Source organism: Konateibacter massiliensis, from assembly GCF_900184995.1.
GTDB lineage: Bacteria > Bacillota > Clostridia > Lachnospirales > Lachnospiraceae > Lachnotalea > Lachnotalea massiliensis.
This window is the reverse complement of sequence record NZ_LT860099.1, coordinates 2,302,104-2,326,036: the sequence shown is the minus strand read 5'-3', so window position 1 is coordinate 2,326,036 and position 23,933 is coordinate 2,302,104. Positions and strand designations below refer to the sequence as shown.

Genomic DNA, 23,933 nt, shown 5'->3' with positions numbered 1-23,933 from the left:
AGACAGTAAAACGAGTATAATAAATGGAGGAAAACAAAATGAACTTACTGGAAGTAAAAAATATAAAGAAAATTTACAATACCAGATTTGGCGGCCAGCAGTGTCAGGCACTTTTTGATGTGAATTTCACAGTGGAAAAGGGAGAGTATGTGGCAATTATGGGTCCCTCTGGTTCAGGAAAGACGACCCTTTTAAACATCCTTGCTTCACTTGATAAGCCAACGAGCGGGGAGGTTTTGCTGGAAGGAAAGAGCATGGGAAAGATAAAGGAGGGAGAGCTTGCGAGCTTTCGAAGAAATAATCTGGGCTTTGTGTTCCAGGATTTCAACCTGTTGGATACCTTTTCGCTAAAAGACAATATTTTTCTGCCCCTTGTCTTATCGGGAACCGGTTATAAGGAGATGGAAAGTCGTTTGAAACCAATCGCGAAGGAGCTGGATATTGAAGAGCTTCTGGAAAAATTCCCATATGAGGTATCGGGTGGACAAAAGCAGCGTTGTGCGGTTGCAAGAGCAATCATTACAAGCCCGAAACTTCTTTTGGCAGATGAGCCGACCGGGGCACTGGATACAAAGGCTTCGGGAAACCTGCTGCACATGATGGATAAAATCAATGAGGCAGGGCAGACCATTTTGATGGTAACGCACAGTGCGCAGGCGGCAAGTCATGCCAAGCGAATTCTTTTTATAAGAGACGGGGAAGTGTTCAGTCAGATATATCGCGGAGAGGAATCCAGAAACGAATTTTTCCAGAGGATTATATCGAATCTCTCCGTATTGTCGGACGGAGGTGTAGACATTGGGTAAAAATATATATGCAAAACTTGCTGTTGTAAATATCAAGAAAAATAAGGAAATCAACCTGCCCTATATCGCTGCGGTTGTCATTATTACAGTGATGTATTACCTTGTCGTTGCAATGCTAAGTAATGAGGGGCTGAAAGATATACCAGCAACAGCCTCCCTAAAGCAGTGCTTTGAGATTGCAAATAACTTCATTATCGTAATTACCTTTATATTTATGGTGTATATCAATAGCTTTTTAATCAAAAAAAGGCTGAGGGAATTCGGTCTATATCATGTCTTAGGACTGGAAAAAAAGCATATCATTTATGTAATGCTGATTGAGAATATTCTGATATACGGCGGAGCGGTTTTAGCCGGAATGCTAGTTGGAACGGTACTCGGAAAGCTTTGTTTTCTGGCGCTTTTAAAAATATGCCATACAACAACAGACTCCACCTTTATCATAAGTGCGCTGCCTTATCTTTCTACAATGCTGCTTTTTGCTGTAATATTTATTTTTTGTTTTATTATGAATATTGTAATTATTTTGAAAAATAAAACAATTGATTTGCTGCACCGGGAAAAATACGGAGAAAAGAAGGTGAAGGGCAGAGGTGTGCTGACCGTCATCGGACTTATCCTGCTTATCGGGGCGTATTACAAGGCAAATACAATACAAAATTATATTCAGGCAATCAGCGTGTTTTTTCCGGCGGTGCTGGCGGTTATTGTGGCGACCTATCTTTTATTTATGTCGGGAAGCATCGTGCTGTTAAATGTTTTAAAGAAAAATAAGGGCTTTTACTATAAGGCAGAAAATTTTATTTCCACCTCAAGCCTGATTTATCGAATGAGACATAACGCGGTAGGACTTGCAAATATTTGCATTTTAAGTACGATGGTAATTGTGACTGCTGCGGGCTGCGTGTCGCTGTACATGGGGCAGGAAACGATTGTGAAGGAGAGAAATCCATATGATTTGACGATTTTGGATCAAGCGGATATTTTCCCGAAGGAAGATGTGCTTAAGCTTGCCGAAGAATATGGACTTACAGTAACGGATTATATAGAGTTTCAGGCAATAGAAGGTTATTTCGTTTTTCAGCAGGATTCAGTGGCGAACGTCGAAGCACTTGCATCGCTTGACCAGATTGATGAAAAATTGCTGTATAATTTTGTTGCCATGAGTCAGGAAGAATATAACAGACTTGGTCAGACTAAGATAAATATAGAGGAAAATCATGTTGTACTGATATCAAATGAGGATATATCTGGGTTTTCGCAAGGCATAAAGGCGGGCGACAGATGGTATGAGGTAGATGATATTTTGACAGACAGTATTCTTTTTGATGGTAAGTATGGGGAAATAAGCCAGACAATCTACTTTGTTTTTGCAACAGAGGCGGAGGCTGTTGATTTTAGCAACTATATTTACACAAACCCGTATGATGAGACCGGCATGCAGAGTGTTCAGCATATCAATTATGAGGGGGAGGAAAATGATAGGATATCATTTGGTGCTGCAATTATTGACAGCGCTGAGTTCAAATCGTTGGTTAGTAATATTGATGCCAGCCGTACCGATGCATATAGTATATATGGCGGCATACTTTTTATCGGAATATTTTTTATCCTGATTTTTCTTACCATCACAATATTAATTATATATTTTAAGCAGGTGACGGAAGGATACGATGACAGGGAACGCTTTGTGATACTACAAAAGGTGGGAATGGACGAATTCATGGTAAAAAAGGCGATTAACCGTCAGATTATTATTGTGTTTTATCTTCCGCTTATCACGGCACTCATTCATTTGATAGCGGCATCTAACATTATAAAGTCCATGATGTCGGCGTTTTATCTGGCTGACTATGGTTTGATATTCAGGTGTATCACAGCGACTTCGGCTGCCTTTGCCGTCATCTATATTATTGTGTATAAGATGACAGCAAGAACCTACTATAAGATTATAAAATTTTAAAAATTTTTTCAATTAAAAGTCCAGTATAAGCAAATCTGAAAAGCCTGCAATCACATAGTCAGGCGACTGGACAGACCCAAAGCCGTAGCTTGCATAGATAATCGGAATACCGGCTATTTTGCAGGCTTCGGCATCACCTTGGGTATCGCCCACATAAATAGCGGAGTTCAAGTGATTTCGCTGCATAATCAGCTTCAAATTATCCCCTTTTAAAAGATTTGTCTCGCCGGGACAAGTAAAGTCTGTAATGTATGCTCCAAGCCCGGACACCTTTAAAAATGCCTCAATATAGCCGGATTGGCAGTTGCTTACAATGAATAATTTATATTTTTCAGAGAGAGCTGGAATCACGCTTTTCACGCCTTCATAAAAATAGCATTCTTCTTTTTCAATCATGTCATGTTCATATTCGTATAAATGCCGCTGTAAAATTCTTCTGTCTGCTTCCACTAACATGGGAAACAAAATATCTGCGATATCGTCGAGCGGCTTTCCAAACAATCCCTTTAACTGCTCTGCATTCACTCTCATATCAAGATCTGTATTTTCTTCAATCGCCAAGTTCCAAGACTTCGCCACCGCCTCGGTGGAATCCCAAAGTGTTCCGTCTACATCAAAAATAATTGCTTCCATGTTGCCCTCCAGATTATGGTATCCTTTTGTATGTTCTTTTCGTGATAAGAACATAATAGTATAGATGTCGGTGAATGACAAGGTACATTTTGTTGTGTATTCTTGAAAATTTGTGATATAATGGAAACGTTTATAAAAATACAGATGTAAAGTACAGAAAAATTAAATTAGAATATACAAAGAGGACAAGACGAAGGAGATTATGATGAGTACAATGAAGTTAACATTATTGACAGACTTATATGAGCTGACAATGATGCAGGGGTATTTTAAAAACAATAAAAATGAGATGGTTATTTTTGATGCTTTTTACAGAACGAACCCATCGGAAAATGGCTATGCTGTTGCAGCAGGGCTTGATCAGGTGGTTGACTATGTCAAAAATCTTCGTTTTGACCAAGAAGATATTGAATATTTGAGAAGTCTTTCACTATTTGAGGAGGATTTTCTTGCATATCTGAACGATTTCCATTTTTCAGGAGATATCTATGCCATACCGGAAGGAAGCGTGATATTTCCACGAGAGCCGATTGTAAAGGTAGTGGCTCCTATTATGGAAGCGCAGCTTGTGGAGACTGCCATTTTAAATATTATTAATCACCAAAGCTTGATTGCCACCAAGGCAGCCCGTGTTGTCTATGCGGCAAAGGGAGATGGTGTGATGGAGTTCGGACTTCGCCGTGCGCAGGGACCGGATGCGGGTATATACGGAGCGAGAGCTGCGGTAATCGGCGGCTGTATCGGAACGTCCAACGTGCTTGCAGGACAGTTATTTGATGTGCCTGTTCTCGGCACTCATGCTCATAGCTGGATCATGAGCTTTCCGGATGAATATACCGCTTTCAAGAAGTATTCAGAGCTTTATCCTGACAAATGCATGCTTTTGGTAGACACCTATGATACGCTAAAATCCGGTGTACCAAATGCCATTAAAATATTTGATGAAATGAAGGCGAACAACATACCGATGCCTTACTACGGCATCCGCATGGACAGCGGAGATTTGGCGTACCTCTCAAAGAAGGCGAGAAAGATGCTCGACGCTGCGGGCTACTATGATGCGATTATTTCTGCCTCCAGCGATTTAGATGAGTACTTAATTGACAGCTTAAAGACACAGCATGCTGCGATTTCCTCATGGGGTGTCGGCACGAATTTGATTACCTCCAAGGACTGCCCGGCATTTGGCGGCGTTTATAAGCTGGCGGCGATTATGAATGAGGAAGGCGAGTTTGTTCCAAAGATTAAGCTTTCCGAGAATACAGAGAAGATTACCAATCCGGGAAATAAGACAATTTATCGTATCTATGAGAAGGAAACAGGAAAAATCAAGGCAGATTTGATTTCACTGGTTGATGAGACCTTCCCGGAGGATAAGGATTTGATGATTTTTGATCCGATTGAAACATGGAAGAAGACGAAGCTGAAGGCGGGTACGTTTACATTGCGCGAAATGCTTGTTCCTGTATTTAAAGGCGGAGAATGTGTCTATGAGTCACCGAAAGTTATGGAAATCCGTGAATACTGTATGCAGGAGCTTGATACCCTCTGGGACGAGACAAGACGATTGATAAATCCTCACAATGTGTATGTGGATTTATCCAATAAGCTGTATAAGATGAAATCAGAGCTGTTAGATAAGATGAGTCAGACGGATTAAGAGCGCACACTTTTTGCAGCGTAATGATGGACAGGAGAAGCGTATGAGTATTGAGATAAGAGAGTTTTGCAAAGAGGATGTAGGACAGATGATTGAAATCTGGAACGAGGTTGTAAAGGAGGGAGTGGCATACCCTCAGACGGAACTTTTAGATGAGGAATCAGGTTTGGCCCTGTTTGAAAGACAGTCCTTTACAGGCGTGGCAGTAGATACAGTCTCAAAAGAGGTTCTCGGCTTATATATTCTGCATCCAAACAACATCGGACGCTGCGGACATATCAGCAACGCAAGCTATGCTGTGAGCAGCAGGGCGAGAGGGCAAAAGATTGGAGAAAAGCTGGTATGCGACAGCATAGAGCAGGGAAAACGCCTTGGATTTTTAATTTTGCAGTTTAATGCGGTGGTAAAAAGTAATGAGAAGGCATTGCATTTATATGAAAAGTTAGGCTTTACAAGACTTGGCGTTATCCCGAAGGGATTTCGCATGGACGACGGAAGCTATGAAGATATTGTGCCTCATTATAAGATGTTGTAGGCATCAAATTATAGCAAACACAAAAGAGAGCGGACGGGAGCCGTTCTCTTTTTATACCATAGGAAAGTTCTCCGAACTTCCTATGGTATAAAAAACTATTTATGCGCACCTCGCGGAGTAGAAGTTGTTGCTGCGCAACCCGCTCGGGCGCAAAGTGTGAGCTTTGCTCACACTTATATATATATAGCCCCTTTTTTAAAAAACGCCATAAGAATTCACAAACAATTCAGCCGTTCTACACAAAGCAAACAATACCATATCTTATAGTAGCATTAGAACGGAGGCGATAATATGGTGATTGTGATTCCCGCATACGAGCCGGATGCTCGTATGGTGGAAATAGTAGAACGGCTGAATTTATGCACAAGATATCCGATTGTGATAGTAAATGACGGCAGCAGTGCAGAGAAAATCTCATTGTTTGAAAAACTGAAAGATTATGCCGATATTATATCTCATCCTAAAAACTTAGGAAAGGGTGAGGCGATGAAAACCGGTTTAAGATACATAGCAAGATATATGCCCGCAGAGGACGGAGTGGTATTCATCGATGCGGACGGGCAACACACGGCGGCGGATATGACAAAAGTAATTGAGAAATTTTATCAAGATAAAAACGCCTTGGTTCTTGGCAGCAGAGAATTTACGGGAAAGATTCCGATAAAATCCCTGATGGGAAACCGCATCACAAGGATCGTTTTTTATTTGTTAAGCAGGGTATCCCTAAAGGATACGCAGACAGGGCTTCGCGCAGTTTCCACGACATATATTCCCCTTCTTTTGGAGATTGAGGGTGAGCGCTACGAGTATGAGATGAATATGCTTTTGACTTTTGCAAAGGAAGGGATAAAAATTGCGGAGGTTCCCATTGAAACCATTTATGCAGATAGCAGTAATTCGACGTCACATTTCAGAGCTGTGCGAGATTCCGTGCGGGTTTATGGTGTTATCTTTAAATTTATGACCTCCTCGGCGGTCTGTGCACTTTTGGATTATGTCTTGTTTCTCGGGCTTATCTATGCTCTTGGGGATATGAAATATAAAGGTACTGTAATCCTATGTAATGTACTTACGAGGCTTGTGAGTGCCGTGACGAATTACAATTTAAATAAAAAATTTGTGTTCAAGAAAAATAACAAGAAAGCTAATTATGGGATACAGTATGCAATACTTGCAATCAGTATTTTAGGAGCAAATTCATTTATCCTATATCTGCTCACCAGAGTATTTGCTATTTCTCCGGCGATTGCCAAGGTGCTTACGGAGATGCTTCTATTTTTAACCAGTTTTCTTGTGCAGCAGAAAGTTATTTTCGGACGAAAAATAAAGCAGGAAAGCGTTGCAGGAGGAACAAAATGAATGGCAGCAGGAAAAAGAAAATCGGAAAAGCGATCGGTATCATAACACTGGATATTCTTGTAGGACTTTTATGTGTAGGAATTTTTTATGCAGTGGAATATGTGATACCGAACAAGGAGAGCAATAAGACATACACAGCAGATGCAACCACGGTTGCTGATGAGTCAAATGAAAGCCAATCGACCGACTGGGGTGAAAAGTTTGCGTCCCATTTTACGGACACGGTCATACAGACGGAAAACTCCTATTCAAGCCCCAATCTATCCATTACGCTGGAAGAAAGGGCTGTCACGATAAACGGCTCGGAGGTGAACTATTATATAGCGGACATTTATGTAGCAGATATCACATCCTTTCAGACAGCACTTGCTCAGGATACATACGGAACCGGCTATAAGGATACAATTGAGAATATGGCAGAGGAAAATAACGCTATTTTGGCGACGAACGGAGACTACTACAGCTATTCTAAGCAAGGTATTGTTATTCGAAATGGAGTTGTGTATCGTTCGACGGTGACGGATGCGGATATCTGCGTACTTTATTATGACGGAACAATGAAGATATTTTCCGGAAGCAATTTTGATGTAGAGCAGGCGGTTGCAGACGGTGCTTATCAGGCATGGACCTTTGGACCAAGTTTGTTGGCGGAGGACGGCGGTGCCCTCTCAGAATTTGACGTATCCAGAAGGCTGCAAAGTAAAAATCCGAGAACTGCAATCGGCTATTATGAGCCGGGACACTACTGCCTCGTAACGGTTGACGGGCGAGAGGAGGACTCAGCAGGGATGACATTAGCCGATATGTCAGAGCTTTTCGAGGAGCTGGGCTGTAATGTAGCTTATAATTTGGATGGCGGAAAATCCTCCGTTATGACCTATGAGGGTGAAGTGGTAAACAATCCGGTAAACGGCGGGCGCCAAAGCAGCGACAGTATTATTATCAAGGAGGTGAAGGAGAGTTGAAAAAAATATCAGATCTATTTCGAAAGCTTTTACCTCACCTTATGCTTATATTTGCAGTTATGTTTATCACATTTCTTATTTTAGATGAATACAATCCGATGATGGACTTTGTCAATAATGAATTTTCGATGAAGCTGCTATGGGCGTGGTGTATTTTAACTGTAATTCAGTCAGTTATACTTGTTATTCAAAAACAAAAATAATTGCTATATTTATGTATTAAATCCTTGATTTAACAAATAATAGTATCAAAGCAAAGCTACTAATACATTAAATGGAGGAGTTATTATGAAGGCAACGGGAATTGTGAGACGAATAGATGATTTAGGACGTGTGGTAATACCAAAAGAAATTAGGCGTACCCTCCGGATTCGTGAGGGAGATCCTTTAGAAATTTTTACAGATAGAGAAGGAGAAATCATACTGAAAAAATACTCTCCAATCGGAGAATTGAGTTTATTTGCAAAGCAATATTCTGAGGTTTTGGCACAGACCTGCGGACATGTGGTGTGTATCGCGGACAGAGACCAGATTATTGCGGTAGCGGGCGGAAGCAAAAAAGATTTCATGGGAAAAAATATAAGCAAAAAGCTGGATGAGGCAATTAACGACAGGGAAACGCTCACCGTTGCGGTGGGAGAAAAGCAATACATCAACATTGTGGATGAAGAGATGGATGAATTTGGCTCCGAGGTGATTGCTCCGATTTTATGTGAAGGAGACGCCATAGGTGCGGTTATTATCCTCTGTAAGGACAAAAGCGGTAAGACAGAAAAAGCAGAGCAGAAGCTCGCTATTTCAGCAGCAGGTTTTCTGGGAAGGCAGATGGAGGGATAATTTCTAAAAAGAACAATTTATAGCTTATAAATCGAGTAGAAGGCAGGTAAAGTAATTACCAGCCTTCTACTCGATTTTAGTTTATGGTTTTACTTTTGAGTTATGACACTAAATTGTTCATTCATGCTCTCAGATTGACTATTCATGCTGTTTTAATTGAAATTTTAAATTATTTATGCTATGTTTTCTGTATAAGAGCCAAATAAAAATATAAAACTAAATAATATGAATGGAGACTAAATACATGAAAATGAAAGGGTCAAAGATTTTATTTAGGTGTTTGATAATATCAAATAAAATTATAAGGTGACACAGTCCTCCAGATTTTTAAAAAGATAGATAAAAAAGAGTTAAAAGGAGAAAATAATGAAAAAAGGAAAATTAGACATTAAAGAAAAGTGGTATACATTTTGTATAATCGTACGATTCTTTATAACTATTCTCCGTATGGTTTTTTTAATATTATTATTAATAGTTAGGAATATTAATTTGATTAATTTTATAATAATAAATATGTTGTTATTGGTGTTTGAAATAGGACTAATTCAAAAGCAAAAAAAATTAAAAAACAGAAAATAAAAGGTAGATAATTAATATTAATTAAAAAATAAGGAGGTTAAAGTAATGAAAAAATGGAAAAAAAGGTTTCTAGTTTATTAGTAGCTTCTATTTTAGTGGTGGCTGTGTTTTCTACGGAAAAAGTGAGTGCCGCTGAAAAAACAGTATTGCAAGAATCTGTTGTTGCTACTACCGCTACAACAACATGGGTACAACTTGGAACAGGAGTTTGTACGGGTTCTGTTACATATTTAACTTTAGGATTACTATTTTCAGGATTATCTTTAGGTACAATGGCTTTGTCTGGTGGTGCTGCAATTGCTGCAGGAATTGGTTCTTTTACTGTTAGTACAGCTATCAGTACAGCGGGATTAACTGATAATTCTAAAATAGTTTTTACACAATATCGTAGTTCCGGTGCTATTAATTCAAATACTATTATTAAAACTGTTGCAGATTATTATATTCAAAAAACAGATGGAACATATAAATATATTAAGTCAAATACCACCACAACAACTTTGGGTGATATATATAATACATATTCAATAGATTCTAGTGAACTTGCAATGGTAGAATAAAATAATCTTACCAAAACCGTTTTTATAGATGTTACGAATTATTTTAAAATCATCTAAATAGGAATATAACCTTATTCATTCGTGAATAAGGTTATTGTTTTATAAGAGAGAAATAAATATTGAACTGGTTAGTAGTTAATCCTGAATTTTTGGATTATATGAGAAAAAAAATATCTATGACATCATATGGAAAAAATAAATTTAAACTATTCTTTGGTTCATTATTCTAAATAGACAATTTTATATATGTAAAGCAGGTCTCTTCCGCTAAAGAGATACATTTAAGAATGAAAGAAAATCTGGATTTTATAACTTTTATAATTAAATATTGTATGATATAATTATCATATCCATTGCATTGTGAAGTGTTCAATATTTATCTGGAATATACAGATGTATTTTAAGAATATAGACTAACCTACTAAGAGGGAAAATCTTAGTCAATAATTAATGGAGATTTTAGTATTTGATTAATTATTTGTCAAATAAAAAATGACTCCAGGAAGAGTCATTTTTCATAGTAGTTAATATTTAGTAGTTAATATAATTTTTTGTTTTGTTAAAAAAGTGGACAAAATATGTATAATGTCTAGGGAGTGTAAAATAGAGTGTGTAAGTTCAAGAACTAAATGAACTACACGCTCTTTTTTCTGTCAAGGTATGGTAAACTAAACAAAGAAAAAATAAAAGGACTAAAATACTATGGCAAGAAAAAAACGAGATCCCCAAAAAACAGCATTAGTATGCAGGAAGGAAAGCAATATATTTGACGATAATCTCATTATATCACTTGAATATACCTTGTCTGATGAGGAATATAAAGTAGAGAAAGATGGGGTTTTTGAAAGGTATTTTAGCGAGGCAATAGATGGACAACAGAAAATGTATTATATATATCCAAAAGGTAAATTACTAGACGGCGGACTGGAAATGATGCTTGTTTGTAATGAAGAAAATAATCAGTTGATTTATGGTGTAAGTATGGGAAAATAATAAGATAGTTTTTAGGTCACAAATGTTTCTCCCCTGACATCCACTGTTGAATACCCCTCTAAAACCCCTTTAAACCTAAAATGGAACAGTTTGTCCATTCACGCCTTCAAAACGTCCATTCAAACTAATCCTATTGAAAAATTAAAAAGTAGTGTTATCATTATAAGTGTTGAAAGATATCGATATTTTTTCTGCAATGTAACTATACTTTATTATATTTTTAAGATTAAGAATATAATTGAATAATAATCTTTAGAGAGTTGTCACCTAAAAAAGGTAAAAAGGACACTAGAGATTATACCGAGATTGGAGGAATATTATCATGAAAAGAATTCTTAGCATTATAACCTTGATAGCATTAATGTTTGTTGTATCACCAAGTGTTGCTTTTGCTTCTGAAAAAACTGAAGTATATAATGGTGTATCACCAACTATTCCTGAAGGACAGATATCTATTCAAGGTACAAGTAAACCCACCCAAACATGGAATACAAGTACAAAAGGTGATTATACTTTTTCAGGTACATCCAATTATCAGACATTATATACTAGCTATAAGTTTACTGGAAATGAAAATTATACAGTAACAGTAAAAAATTACAGTGATTATGATGTTAAAGTGAAAGTAATAAAAACATTATCACTAGCAACAAAAACAGTTAAAGCGAATAGTGAAGCAAGTTTCTCTGTAGAGGATTTAAATAGCTCGGATAAAATTTATATAAGTTTTGAAGGAAGCTATATGGACTTTAGCGGAACAATAAGCGGATGGGAATGGTAAGATATTAATTGAGTAGTAACAAGTTAAAATGGCTGGCGTTGATACTGATGGTTATAGACCATATAGGGGAGTTTGTTCCTAATGCACCAATTATTTTGAGATGGATAGGCAGATCATCGGCTCCTATATTTTTATTTTGCTGTGTATGGAGTTTTGAGTATACGCATAGCAAAAAGAAATATTTATTACGTATGTATATAGCCAGTATCGTAATGGCATTTATACAGAGCACATATGATATTCCAAATAATTTTTTTAGGACATTGTTTTCAATATGTTTGTTATTGTATTTATTTGAAATTTGCAGAACAAAAGAAAAACACTACTATTATGTAACGGCATATGTTTTGTGGCAGATAATCACTATATTAATTCCGATTTTGCTAGGAAATGCTGACTATGATGTAAATTCAGGACTTATTATTTATATTATTCCTGCGTTACTTGGGAATCTATTTAATTTAGAAGGAGGTATTATTTATGTTCTGCTAGGAATTATCTTTTATTTATATAAAAGAAATAATTGGAAGTTAGTAATCAGTTTTCTTTTATTTGATTCCTTACTTTTCTTTCTGATGACTACATCAATCATTGGAATGTCCTTGGGACTTATTCGATTTAAAGGATTTCATATTCTCTATGAAGTATTAGATTATATGCTTTGGCTCTTAGGAATAGGGCAGATGGATGTAGGTGGAAATCCTTTTTTGGAAAACTTTCAATGGATGATGATATTTTCCTTGCCTTTTCTATTGTGCTACAATCATAAGCAGGGGAAAAAACAAAAATATTTCTTTTATTTCTTTTACCCTTTACATATCATAGTTCTTTATAATCTTTTCTTAATATAAAGGACAAACGGGAAGAAAGCGATTATCACTTTCTTCCCGTTCCTATATTAAACAGGTGTTCAAAAGCACCAATACCCATAAATGATTAGTCCGACATATCTATGAAGACAGCTCAAACAGCTTAACTGTTCCGGCTTCAAGCGAAGCCTTCACATCAATAATTCTTTGATTGGCGGAGCCCCGAAAGGAAAGTGTAATATCCTTTTGCGCTTGGACGAATTCACCATCCACCAAAACATCAATCAATCCGAGCATATCATCGGTATATTCACATCTGGCGCGACTCTCACTTAACAATTCTTTGTCAAAGAGATAGCCGGTATAGCACCAGATATTTTTATTTGGAAATGTCTGCCGTACCTTCCTCAAAAGGGAAAGCAGCACTTTCTGGTTTTGAGGCTCGAATGGTTCTCCGCCAAGGAGAGATAAGCCGTTAATATAGCTTTTGGACAAAGCTTCCAGAAGTTCTTTTTCCGTTTCCTCGGTGAAGGGATTTCCATGGAGGAAATTCCAAGTCTCTTCATTAAAACAGCCCTTGCACTTATGCGTGCAGCCTGAAACAAACAAAGATACCCGTACACCCTCACCGTTGGCAATATCATATTTTTTTATTTCTCCGTAGTTCATATTACAGATGGAGTACCCTTTCTTTTATTTCCTGAGTTCTTCCCTGATTCCAGAATTGTGTTCCGATGTAACCGCAAGTTCTTCGTGTCACATTCATCTTATCTTGGTTTCTATTTCCGCATTTCGGGCATTCCCAAACAAGCTTGCCCTCCTCATCCTGAACTGTTACGATTTCTCCGTCAAATCCGCATTCGTGGCAGTAATCACTCTTCGTATTTAACTCCGCATACATGATGTGGTCGTAGATAAAGCGGATAACCTGAAGCACTGCAGGGATATTTTGCTGCATGTTTGGCACCTCGACGTAGCTTACCGCACCGCCTGTGGACAATGCCTGAAACTTTGATTCAAATTCGAGCTTTGCAAAGGCGTCAATAGGTTCCGCAACGTTGACATGATAACTGTTTGTGATATAACTTTTATCTGTCACACCCTTCACAACACCAAAACGCTTTTGTAGGCATTTTGCAAATTTATAGGTAGTACTTTCAATCGGAGAGCCGTAAATACCAAAAGCGATATCAGTTTCTTCTTTCCAACGATCGCAGGCAGTATTCATATACTTCATAACATCCAGTGCAAATTTTTCGGCTTCCGGATTAGTATGGGAGTTGCCAGTCATGTATTTTACACACTCGTATAATCCGGCATAACCGAGAGAAATTGAGGAATATCCGCCATAAAGCAGTTTATCAATCGTCTCGCCTTTTTTTAGTCTTGCCAGAGCACCATTTTGCCATAAAATAGGAGCGGCATCAGATAAGGTTCCTTTTAGGCGGTTGTGGCGCAACATAAGAGCACGGTAGCAAAGTTCAAGACGCTCGTCAAAAATGTTCCAGAATTTTTCCATGTTTCCACCGGAAGAGAGAGCAACATCAACCAAATTTACGGTTACGACACCTTGATTGAAACGACCGTAGAATTTGTAATTTCCATTCTCATCCTTCCAAGGACTAAGTGCGCTGCGGCAGCCCATTACCGGGAAGCAGTTGCCTTCTTTTAGTTCCTTCATTTTCTTTTCGGAGATGTAGTCAGGAACAAGACGCTTAGCAGTACATTTTGCGGCAATCTCGGTTAAATAATAGTACTCGGAGTTTTCGTTTATATTGTCCTCCTCCAAAACATAAATCAGTTTTGGGAATGCTGGGGTTACCCATACACCGGCTTCATTTTTTACACCCTTGATTCTCTGTTTCAGTGTTTCTTCTATGATAATGGCAAGATCTTTCTTCTCCTGCTCGTTTTTCGCTTCATTCAGATACATAAACACAGTCAAAAACGGTGCCTGACCGTTTGTAGTCATGAGAGTGATAACCTGATACTGAATTGTCTGTACACCCTTGATGATTTCCTTGCGAAGTCTTTTTTCAACGATTGTTTGAATTGTCTCTTCACTTACAGTGCCGCCAAGCATTTGGATTTCTTCCAACACCTCTGCACGGATTTTATCTCTGGATATCTGAATAAAAGGCGCAAGATGAGCCAGACTGATGCTCTGACCGCCGTACTGGTTGCTGGCAACCTGTGCGATAATCTGGGTCGCGATATTGCAGGCGGTGGAAAAGCTATGCGGCTTCTCAATCAATGTCTCGCTGATTACGGTTCCGTTTTGAAGCATGTCTTCCAAATTGACCAAATCACAGTTGTGCATATGCTGTGCAAAATAATCGGAATCATGGAAATGAATCAATCCCTGCTTATCGGCTTCCACAATATCCGGTGTCAGAAGCAGTCTTGTTGTAATATCCTTGCTTACTTCACCAGCCATGTAATCGCGCTGCACGCTGTTTACGGTAGGATTCTTGTTAGAATTTTCCTGCTTTACGTCCTCGTTGTTGCACTCAATGAGAGACAAAATACGATTGTCGGTTGTGTTTGCCTTTCGAACTAAGGAACGCTGATAACGGTATCGGACATAGTTCTTTGCCAAATCAAAGGCTCCTGTTGCCATAATCTGGTTTTCTACCATATCCTGAATTTCTTCCACAGAGACAGCCCTGTTTAACTTATTACACTTGTATTCCACATAATCGGCAATTTCCTGAATCTGTTCCTTGTTTAATGTAATCTGATCGGTGGAATCACTCGCTTTGGCAACCGCCGATACGATTTTATTAATGTCAAATGTCTCCTCTGAACCGTTCCTTTTGATAATCCTCATTCCCCATATCTCCTTTGTTTATGTATTAACGTAATAAGAAATTCACAAAATTTTGTGAATTTCTGGATTTAAATTAAGGTGTTTTTGGGCACCATGATCAAAATTTAATATATGTCACGATTAAAACTATAATACAAAATATAGTGCTTGTCAAGGAACGAAAGTACTATATGTGGTGGAAATATAGAATATATGGGAAATAAAAAAATTTACATATCTCCACCCGAAGACTTAGCAAGTGGCAAAGTAAAAATAAATTCTGAGCCGACGCCCTCGGTACTGATTACATTGATATTTTCTCCGTGCGCCTGCACGATTTCTTTTACAATGGCAAGTCCGAGTCCGGTACCTCGTTTGTCTTTTCCCCTTGAAAGATCACTCTTATAAAAGCGTTCCCAAATCCGTTTCAAGCTTTCCTTAGGAATACCAATTCCGGTATCCTTCACAGAGACGAAAATCTTTCCGTTTCTCTCCGTGGTTTCCACATAGATAATCGAATTGTTGTGGCTGAATTTAATCGCATTGTCAATCAGGTTATACATAACCTGTTGAATTTTGCTCATATCGGCAGCGACAAACAGATGATGGCCGGTCAAGATAAGCTCAATGGAAATTTTCTTTTCCGTGCATGTTCCCTCGAAGGTTGAAGCAGTTTTCTTGATAACTCCGTTGATATCAAAGTTTGAAATTTCAAGCATTCCCTTCGTATTGAAATCATTCAGTGTCAGGAGACTGCTTGTGAGCTTGGTCAGACGTTCTGTCTCAAATAAAATAATATTTAAGTACTTTTCCTGCATTTCGGGCGGAATGGTCCCGTCAATAATTGCCTCAATATAGCCCTTGATTGAGGTGAGGGGAGAGCGAAAGTCATGGGAAATATTTGCGATAAATTTTTTCTGGTATTCCTCGCTTTTGCTGAGCTCGCTGGACATATAGTTCAGCGTGTTGGCAAGGTAGCCGATTTCGTCCTCCTTATGGATGTCAAGCTCATACTTCAGATTACCGTGGGCGTATTCGTTGGCGGCATAAGTGATTTTCCGTATAGGGAAATACACCATGAAGGTGAAGGCTATCATAATGATTGTGGAGAGTAAAAAGATAACGCCTAAAGTATAGTAGGTAATGTTTAAGATCTTATTCTGGGAGGCTATAATCTCATTCATCGGCGTGAGAATCACAAGATAGCCCTTAATTTTGTAGTTCGAGGTAATCGGGCTGATTACGCTCAGCATGCTCTCGTCAAACATGCCATAAAAATTTCCTGTCTGATAGTAGCTGCTTCCGGAGATTGTCGGGTCAAAATTCGGAATTACAATAGGGCTCTCCGAAACGGTAGTTTCCTGAGAGTTGATAATGATTTTTCCCTCCGAATCCACAATCCATATCGTAGAGGAAAGATAAGGTCCCATTGCCTCTAAGTGGTTATGAAATGTATTGATGGAAAGCTCACCCTTATAAAAGCCGGAGGCATATTTGGAAACGATGATATTTGCCACCTTGTATAGCGACTCTGCCCTGTTTGCCTTTATGTGGTTCAGCGTTAAATCAGAGGTCAGAGTGGCAACGGTGATAAAGCTCATAACACCAAACAGCAGATATGCAACTATAAATTTCATGTAGATTCGGTTTTTCATTGTCTATTTCACCTCAAATTTGTATCCGATACCCCATACGGTAGAAAGGCTCCATGATTCATGGTCCTTAATTTTCTCACGAAGACGCTTGATGTGAACGTCCACGGTTCTGGTATCTCCGATGTATTCGTAGCCCCATATATGGTCAAGAAGCTGTTCTCTTGTAAAAACCTGATTTGGAGAGGAGGCAAGAAAATAGAGAAGCTCCAGCTCCTTTGGCGGCATATCAACGGAAACACCGTTGTAAACAACCGAATAATTGGTCTGATTGATGATAAGTCCGGGATACTCGACAGCCTTGATGTCGTGGTTTTCCGGCACAGGCTTTACAACCTGATAGCGGCGCAGCACAGCCTTTACCCTTGCGACAAGCTCCTTGGAATCAAAGGGTTTAATCACGTAATCATCAGCTCCCAGTTCGAGTCCGAGTACCTTGTCAAAGATTTCTCCCTTTGCGGAGAGCATAATGATGGGAACCGTGGATTTTGCACGAATTTCGCGGCATACCTGATAGCCGTCAATTCCCGGAAGCATCAAATCCAGAAGAATCAGATTGGGCTGAAAGGTGTCAAAGGCAGTGATGGCTTCTTCCCCGTCATGAACCATCATTGTGTCAAAGCATTCCTTTGTCAGATAGAGACAAATCAGCTCTGCAATGTTGACATCGTCGTCAACAACGAGTATTTTTTGTTTTGCAACCATTTTATATCCTCCAATATTTTTAATAGACTACTGAAATTCTACGATGGTAACGCCTGTCTCACCCTCGCCGAAAACACCTAAGCGGTATGATTTGACATATTTTTGCCGCTTTAAGAAATTGTGGACGGCGGTTCGGAGGGCTCCTGTACCACGTCCGTGAACAATGCGAACCTGCGGCAGATGTGCTAAATAGGCATCATCTAAATATTTGTCGAGCTGGACGATTGCCTCATCGGTCGTCATGCCGATGAGATTGATTTCCGGCGAAATGGTGTAGGATTTGGACATTTTAATTTTGCCGCCGCCCGTCCTTGTCAGAGAAGGTCCTGTGATAACCGGCTCGTCAACCAACTCTAAATCACGGATATTCACCTGAGAGCGAAGAATTCCCATCTGTACAAACAAATCACCCTTTTGATTAGGCAGTGTGCTGACCGTTCCGGTCAGGTTCATGCTGAGTACCTTGACACTGTCTCCGATGTGGAAATCCGCAGCCTTATGCTTCTTTTTCTGAGGTGCGCTATTTTTCATGGAAAGGTTTTTCTCAACCTCTGACATCTTGCCGCGCAAGCTGTTTCGATCATTTTCCATGTCTTTCATGGAAGGGACAGCCTTCCCGTATTTATTGAAATTCTTAATGGTCTGATCAGCATATTCTTTTGCTTCCCGCAAAACGGCATGTGCTTTTTCGTTTGCCTCGCGAAGAATGGCATCGCGGCGTTCCTCCAGCTTTTCTTCTTTTTTTGTCAATGCCGCTTTTAATGATTCGATTTCTGTCTTATAGAGTTTGATTTCTGCGCGTTCCCGCTCAATGATGCCGCGACTCGTCTCCAAATCAGCAATGACATCCTCAAAATTCTTATCCTGCGTTGTAATGTGGCTCTTGGCATCGTCAATGATGTAGTCGGGAAGCCCAAGCTTGCTGGAAATTGCAAATGCATTACTCTTACCCGGAATACCGATTAGGAGACGGTAGGTCGGGCGCAGTGTCTCTACATCAAATTCACAGGAGGCGTTTTCAACCCCGGGAGTAGAGAGTGCAAAGACTTTCAATTCGCTGTAATGGGTAGTTGCCATAGTACGAACCTGCATATTGTGTAAAAAGGAGAGGATGGAGATGGCAAGTGCCGCTCCCTCTGTCGGGTCGGTTCCGGCCCCTAACTCGTCAAAGAGAACGAGTGAATCCTTATCTGCCTTATCCAAAATGGACACAATGTTTGTCATATGAGAGGAAAACGTACTTAAGCTCTGTTCAATGCTCTGTTCGTCCCCGATATCTGCATAAATCTCCTTAAATACAGCAAGGGTTGATCCGTCAAATGCCGGAATATGAAGCCCTGCCTGCCCCATCAGGGTTAGCAGCCCGACTGTTTTTAGGGAAACGGTTTTTCCGCCTGTATTTGGTCCGGTAACGATGAGCAGGTCAAAGTCATCACCAAGACGAATGTTGATCGGAACAACTTTATCCTTGTCAAGCAGCGGATGCCGGCTATTTTTTAACTCAATTCTGCCCTCTGTGTTAAAAACAGGCTCGCTTCCTTTATGCTCAAGGGAGAGCTGCCCCTTTGCAAAAATAAAATCTAGTTTTGTGAGAATTTCAAAATCCTCCTGTAAAACTTCCGTATGCTGAGCCGCTAAATCACTGAGTTCAGCAAGAATACGCTCGATTTCCTCCTGCTCCTTCAAAAGCAGCTCCTTGATATCGTTATTTAATTTTACAACGGACATAGGCTCAATAAATATGGTGGAGCCTGTGGAGGACTGATCATGCACCATTCCCGGCACCTGCCCCTTGTATTCTGACTTTACAGGGATACAGTAACGTCCGTTTCGCATGGTGATGACAGCATCCTGCAAATAAGATCTTGCGGAGCCGTTTACCATGGAATTTAACTGAGAGTGTATTTTGTCATTGGCGTTGCGGATACTTCTTCTAATGTGTTTTAAGGTACCGCTTGCCTCGTCGCTGATTTCCTCCTCGGAGACAATACAGAGGCGGATTTTGCTGTAAAGAGGGTGAATTGGCTCCAACGCAGCAAAAAGCCAGTCTAGGGAATCGTCCGGTACATCGGCATTCTCTTTTTTGGAATAAGATTTTACCTTGCTTGCGGTTTCTAATACAGTGCATATATTAAGAAGCTCGCCTGCATTTAACACACTGCCGATTCCCAGTCTCTTTAAGGAGGCGCGTATGTCCTTTGCACCGGAGAAGGAGAGGTTTCCTTTTTTTAGGATGCGCTTCATGGCATCGCTTGTCTCAAGCTGAGTCTGCCGGATTTCCTCAATATCGTCGGAGGGCTTTAAATTACGGCATAGCTCTTTTCCGAGAGAAGAGGAGGCAAGTTTCTCAAGCTGGTTGATTATTTTAGTATATTCTAAAGTTTTTAATGCTTTTTCGTTCATGAATCTTCGCTTTCCTTTATAATTTATTTCATAAATATTATTTACTATATCTCTATTTTACATTATAATGAACTAAATGAAAACAAGTGTAAAAGAAAAACTTTCACTTCTTGCAATGGAAACGTCTAAAATTGCAAAAAATACCCCAAGGTTTGCAGAAAACAGGCAAAACAGCTCGTTATCGTTTACATTTGCGTAATAAATTGTTCATAAGTTTTTGATAGATTATTTATAGTAGGGACTCTTGTAAGATTAAGACCTGTTGCAGCGCTCAAAGTGCCATTTGATAGGGATAAGAAGGAGAGAAACATGTCAGGCTTAAGTAATAATGAGGAAGAATTTTCATTTATAAAAGAAAAGATTAAGGAGAAGCCTTTGAATAAGAAAAGGCTTGCCTTGTTTGGTGTGCTGTGTGTGGTTATGGCAATTATATTCGGTGCGTTGGCTAGTTTTACCTTTGTATTGACAAGACCATATTTTGAGGAACAGCTTACCAAGGAGCAGGAGCCGGATAAGGTTTCTATTCCAAAGGACGAGACTGCTTCGGACGAGGCGGAGAGTGTCATGGCGCAGACGGATACGCAGGCTCCGGATACGACACAATCACAGTCACCTGCCCAGACAGAGGAAACACCGGTGGTGACTCCTGAGTTTGAAATGGAATTAGACGATATTGAGATGTTATATAAGAAGCTGAATGTGGTTGCCAGAGAGGCAGGTAAGTCTGTTGTCACGGTGACAGGGGTGACAAGTGATGTGGACTGGTTTAACGATACGCTGGAAAATAAAGGACAGAGCACGGGTATTATCGTGGAAAATAACGGGCAGGAGCTTCTGATGCTGACGAACTTAAGTGTTGTGGAGGGGGCAGAGCAGCTTATGGTTACGTTCCATGACGGAACCACCGTTGAGGCTTCTGCGGGAAAGCATGACGCAAACACGCAGCTTTCGGTAGTCAGCGTTCCGCTGGAAAATATTGCGGAGACAACGATGAATGAAATCAGTATGGCAACGCTTGGAAATTCTTACGGTGCGCATACGGGCGAAGTGGTTATAGCTCTTGGAAGTCCGCTTGGTTACAGTGATTCGGTTACCTACGGAATGCTGACCTCGACGACTAAAACAGTAACGACAACGGATGCAAATTACAGGATTTTGACGACGGATGCGGCAGGAAGCGAAAGCGGAAGCGGTGTGTTGATTAATTTAGAGGGCCAAGTTATCGGCATTATTGCGCCTGAATATTGCCCGGACGGCACCACAAATCTGGTGACGGCGCTGGCAATTTCAGATTTGAAGGCTGGCATCGAGAAGCTTTCCAATCACGAGGATGTGGCACATCTTGGAATAAAGGGAAGTGATGTGACAAATGAGATAGCCGAGAAGGAGAATATTCCGGTTGGTGTCTATGTAGTGGAAACGGTTATGGACTCTCCGGCTATGAATTCCGGACTTCAAAACGGTGATGTCATCACAAAGTTTGGAGATGTGGAGGTAAAGACAGTGCGTGACCTCCAGAATGAGCTGGTGAAGTATTCGCCAAATCAGGTGATTTCTGTGGTTGCCATGAGGCAGGGAATGGATGAGTATAAGGAAATTAAGTTTGTTGTAACCTTAGGCTCAACGGATTAAATATAGAAAAGTGAAAGGATAAGCTATGAAATATATTGAGACATTACGAGAAGGTGACAGAATATCAGATATTTATCTGTGCAAGTTTAAGCAGTCGGCGATGACGAAGAACGGAAAGGCTTACGATAATTTAATTATTCAAGATAAAACGGGGGTTTTGGATGCAAAAATATGGGACCCGAATTCCTCCGGTATCGATGATTTTGATATGCTTGACTATATAGAGGTTTTTGGTGAGGTGACGAGTTTTATGGGAGCCTTGCAGGTGAATGTGAAGCGTATCAGAAAAGCGAGCGAAGGAGAGTATGAACCGGAGGATTATTTTCCGGTAAGCTCAAAAGACATTGAGGTTATGTATGGTGAAATTATGGACCATATTAAAAGTATTAAAAATACTTACTTAAACCAGTTAGCGAGAAGCTTTTTCGAGGATACGTCATTTGCGAAGTCCTTCAAGGCACATTCGGCGGCAAAAAGCGTTCACCACGGTTTTATCGGAGGTCTGCTTGAGCATACGCTCGGTGTCGTAAATCTGTGTGACTATTACAGCAAGACTTATCCCGTTTTAAACCGCGATTTGTTAATCACAGCGGCTCTTTTTCATGATATTGGTAAAATGCAGGAAATCTCGGAATTTCCAAGTAACGATTACACGGATGACGGACAGTTGCTCGGGCATATTGTGATTGGTGTGGAGATGATCGGAGAGAGAATTCGAACCATTGACGGCTTTCCGGCAAAAACTGCTTCCGAGTTGAAGCATTGTATCATTGCTCATCACGGAGAGTTGGAGTACGGATCTCCCAAAAAGCCGGCTTTAATTGAAGCGTTGGCATTGAATTTGGCAGATAATACAGATGCAAAAATACAGACCTTTACGGAGATTGTAAACGGTGCGGGAGACAATCAGGACTGGCTTGGATACAATCGATTGTTTGAGTCTAATGTTAGGAAAACAGTAACTATGTAACCTTATCAAAGAAGTGCCAGCTTTTTCAAGCGGGGGTGCAACTTGCTTGTTTCAGCAGGTGTTCAAGCACCTACTGAAATACCACGAAGTGGTAATAAGGTTATGAGTAAGCGGCGTAGCGGATTACGAATATTCGCTTTGACTGCTGTCACAGCTACGAAAACTTCAGTGTAATATTATAAGACAAGTGAAGAAGGGGAGACTTTGGCTTGTTTAGTTTATGAATGAAAGGTATTTTAAAATGAATAAATTGAACGATTTTATGAATAATTCCCTTGTGAAAAGAATTCTTAGTATTTTACTCGTTGTCGCGATTATTTATGTGTTTCGCGGCATGTTAAATCTGCTTTTGCTTATCTTTATTGTAACCTTTATTCTGGGTCAGCTTCAAAAGTTTATTTTTGACAGGTTAAACAAGAGAATCAAGGTCAGCAGGAAGTTGATTACGATTATTATGTATGTGGTGCTTGTTGCGATTTTTACCCTGTTCGGTGTTATTTATATTCCAAGGGTTACACAGCAGCTCATAGATATTATCACCTTGGTTTCAAATTTTAATGTTGACCAGATTCGGGATAAGTTTGATAGCGGTATCTTAAATATGGTTTTCAATATGGTTTCCGGTGAGCAGATTGATGAGTATATTAAGCTGGCAGAGACAAATCTATTGCAGTTTGCAACGACGGTCGGAACGTTTAGCGTCAACTTTGTTATCTCTCTTTTAATCAGCTTTCTTTTTCTGTTGGAAAGAGATGAAATACTTGCATTTGTAAAGCATATGGAGAACAGCAAGGTTTCTTTTATCTATGAAAATCTGACCTATTATGGTGAAAAGTTTCTAAATACATTCGGAAAAGTAATTGAGCTGCAAATTGTGATTGCGCTTATCAACTCTGTCTTGTCCATATTGATTCTTTCTATTATGGGATTTCCGCAGACGCTCGGACTTGGTGCAATGATTTTCATATTGGGCCTGATCCCGGTTGCAGGAGTGATTATTTCTCTTATTCCGCTGACCATTATCGCGTTTAATATTGGCGGAATCATTAAGATTATCGAAGTTGTCGTTATGATTGTAGTGCTTCATTCGCTCGAGGCATATGTGCTGAATCCGAAGCTTATGTCTGTTAGAACGAAGTTGCCGGTATTTCTTGTGTTCCTTATTTTGATCGTGAGCGAGCATTATATGGGAATTTGGGGCTTGCTGTTTGGAATTCCGCTGTTTATGTTTTTCTTGGATCTTTTGGACATTCAGGTGATGAAGAAGTAGAGGAAATAAAAG

At 39.7% G+C, this 23,933-nt stretch carries 21 protein-coding genes; 15 read left to right on the top strand and 6 right to left on the bottom strand.

Annotation, left to right across the window (positions count from 1 at the left end; genetic code table 11):
- Positions 1-38 precede the first annotated feature (38 nt).
- The gene (locus CTY48_RS16390; protein ID WP_099469526.1) at positions 39-806 is read left to right on the top strand and encodes an ABC transporter ATP-binding protein; all 768 of its coding nucleotides are present in this window, start codon (positions 39-41) and stop codon (positions 804-806) included.
- On the top strand, positions 799-2,769 hold the full coding sequence (locus CTY48_RS16385; RefSeq protein ID WP_099469525.1) for an ABC transporter permease: 1,971 nt from the start codon (positions 799-801) through the stop codon (positions 2,767-2,769). The genes CTY48_RS16390 and CTY48_RS16385 overlap by 8 nt, the downstream gene beginning before the upstream one ends.
- A gap of 12 nt (positions 2,770-2,781) precedes the next feature.
- On the opposite strand, the gene CTY48_RS16380 is transcribed toward CTY48_RS16385, so the two are convergent.
- On the bottom strand, positions 2,782-3,402 hold the full coding sequence (locus CTY48_RS16380) for an HAD family hydrolase (RefSeq protein ID WP_099469524.1): 621 nt from the start codon (positions 3,400-3,402) through the stop codon (positions 2,782-2,784).
- A 205-nt stretch (positions 3,403-3,607) separates the two neighbouring features.
- Here CTY48_RS16380 and CTY48_RS16375 point away from each other — a divergent pair, with 205 nt between their 5' ends.
- From CTY48_RS16375 to CTY48_RS16325, 10 genes are all read left to right on the top strand, one after another.
- Positions 3,608-5,062 (top strand): nicotinate phosphoribosyltransferase, encoded by a 1,455-nt coding sequence (locus CTY48_RS16375; RefSeq protein ID WP_099469523.1) that lies wholly within the window; start codon positions 3,608-3,610, stop codon positions 5,060-5,062.
- Between the two features lie 43 nt (positions 5,063-5,105).
- The gene (locus tag CTY48_RS16370; protein WP_099469522.1) at positions 5,106-5,597 is read left to right on the top strand and encodes a GNAT family N-acetyltransferase; all 492 of its coding nucleotides are present in this window, start codon (positions 5,106-5,108) and stop codon (positions 5,595-5,597) included.
- A 291-nt stretch (positions 5,598-5,888) separates the two neighbouring features.
- The gene (locus tag CTY48_RS16365; RefSeq protein WP_099469521.1) at positions 5,889-6,956 is read left to right on the top strand and encodes a GtrA family protein; all 1,068 of its coding nucleotides are present in this window, start codon (positions 5,889-5,891) and stop codon (positions 6,954-6,956) included.
- Positions 6,953-7,921, top strand: coding sequence for a phosphodiester glycosidase family protein (locus tag CTY48_RS16360; protein WP_099469520.1), 969 nt, complete (start codon positions 6,953-6,955; stop codon positions 7,919-7,921). The genes CTY48_RS16365 and CTY48_RS16360 overlap by 4 nt, the downstream gene beginning before the upstream one ends.
- Positions 7,918-8,124 carry a hypothetical protein gene (locus CTY48_RS16355; RefSeq protein ID WP_099469519.1) on the top strand — a complete coding sequence of 69 codons (207 nt, stop codon included), beginning with the start codon at positions 7,918-7,920 and terminating at the stop codon, positions 8,122-8,124. The genes CTY48_RS16360 and CTY48_RS16355 overlap by 4 nt, the downstream gene beginning before the upstream one ends.
- A gap of 85 nt (positions 8,125-8,209) precedes the next feature.
- A complete protein-coding gene (spoVT, locus tag CTY48_RS16350; protein WP_099469518.1) occupies positions 8,210-8,758 on the top strand; it encodes a stage V sporulation protein T in 549 nt (182 codons plus the stop codon).
- 632 nt (positions 8,759-9,390) lie between these two features.
- Positions 9,391-9,897 (top strand): hypothetical protein, encoded by a 507-nt coding sequence (locus CTY48_RS16340; protein ID WP_099469516.1) that lies wholly within the window; start codon positions 9,391-9,393, stop codon positions 9,895-9,897.
- A 702-nt stretch (positions 9,898-10,599) separates the two neighbouring features.
- Positions 10,600-10,890, top strand: coding sequence for a hypothetical protein (locus CTY48_RS16335; protein WP_099469515.1), 291 nt, complete (start codon positions 10,600-10,602; stop codon positions 10,888-10,890).
- A 322-nt stretch (positions 10,891-11,212) separates the two neighbouring features.
- Complete coding sequence (locus CTY48_RS16330; protein ID WP_099469514.1) at positions 11,213-11,671, top strand: hypothetical protein; 459 nt, start codon at positions 11,213-11,215, stop codon at positions 11,669-11,671.
- A gap of 8 nt (positions 11,672-11,679) precedes the next feature.
- Positions 11,680-12,522 carry a TraX family protein gene (locus tag CTY48_RS16325; protein WP_143452734.1) on the top strand — a complete coding sequence of 281 codons (843 nt, stop codon included), beginning with the start codon at positions 11,680-11,682 and terminating at the stop codon, positions 12,520-12,522.
- A 99-nt stretch (positions 12,523-12,621) separates the two neighbouring features.
- Here CTY48_RS16325 and nrdG read toward each other — a convergent pair whose 3' ends face one another.
- The 5 genes from nrdG to CTY48_RS16300 form a co-directional block, all read right to left on the bottom strand.
- Positions 12,622-13,149 (bottom strand): anaerobic ribonucleoside-triphosphate reductase activating protein, encoded by a 528-nt coding sequence (nrdG, locus tag CTY48_RS16320; protein WP_099469512.1) that lies wholly within the window; start codon positions 13,147-13,149, stop codon positions 12,622-12,624.
- Position 13,150: 1 nt separating this feature from the next.
- Positions 13,151-15,310, bottom strand: coding sequence for an anaerobic ribonucleoside-triphosphate reductase (gene nrdD / locus CTY48_RS16315; RefSeq protein ID WP_099469511.1), 2,160 nt, complete (start codon positions 15,308-15,310; stop codon positions 13,151-13,153).
- Positions 15,311-15,519: 209 nt separating this feature from the next.
- Entirely contained in the window at positions 15,520-16,944 is a 1,425-nt protein-coding gene (locus CTY48_RS16310; RefSeq protein WP_099469510.1) for a sensor histidine kinase, read from the bottom strand.
- A 3-nt stretch (positions 16,945-16,947) separates the two neighbouring features.
- Complete coding sequence (locus tag CTY48_RS16305) at positions 16,948-17,646, bottom strand: response regulator transcription factor (RefSeq protein ID WP_099469509.1); 699 nt, start codon at positions 17,644-17,646, stop codon at positions 16,948-16,950.
- Between the two features lie 27 nt (positions 17,647-17,673).
- A complete protein-coding gene (locus CTY48_RS16300) occupies positions 17,674-20,049 on the bottom strand; it encodes an endonuclease MutS2 (RefSeq protein ID WP_099469508.1) in 2,376 nt (791 codons plus the stop codon).
- Between the two features lie 309 nt (positions 20,050-20,358).
- Between CTY48_RS16300 and CTY48_RS16295 the strand changes: the two genes are divergently transcribed.
- The 3 genes from CTY48_RS16295 (at position 20,359) to CTY48_RS16285 (ending at position 23,921) form a co-directional block, all read left to right on the top strand.
- On the top strand, positions 20,359-21,681 hold the full coding sequence (locus tag CTY48_RS16295; protein ID WP_099469507.1) for a S1C family serine protease: 1,323 nt from the start codon (positions 20,359-20,361) through the stop codon (positions 21,679-21,681).
- 25 nt (positions 21,682-21,706) lie between these two features.
- Positions 21,707-22,651: a 3'-5' exoribonuclease YhaM family protein gene (locus CTY48_RS16290; RefSeq protein WP_099469506.1), complete on the top strand. Its 945-nt coding sequence runs from the start codon at positions 21,707-21,709 to the stop codon at positions 22,649-22,651.
- Between the two features lie 241 nt (positions 22,652-22,892).
- On the top strand, positions 22,893-23,921 hold the full coding sequence (locus tag CTY48_RS16285; RefSeq protein WP_099470206.1) for an AI-2E family transporter: 1,029 nt from the start codon (positions 22,893-22,895) through the stop codon (positions 23,919-23,921).
- The last annotated feature ends 12 nt before the right edge of the window (positions 23,922-23,933 follow it).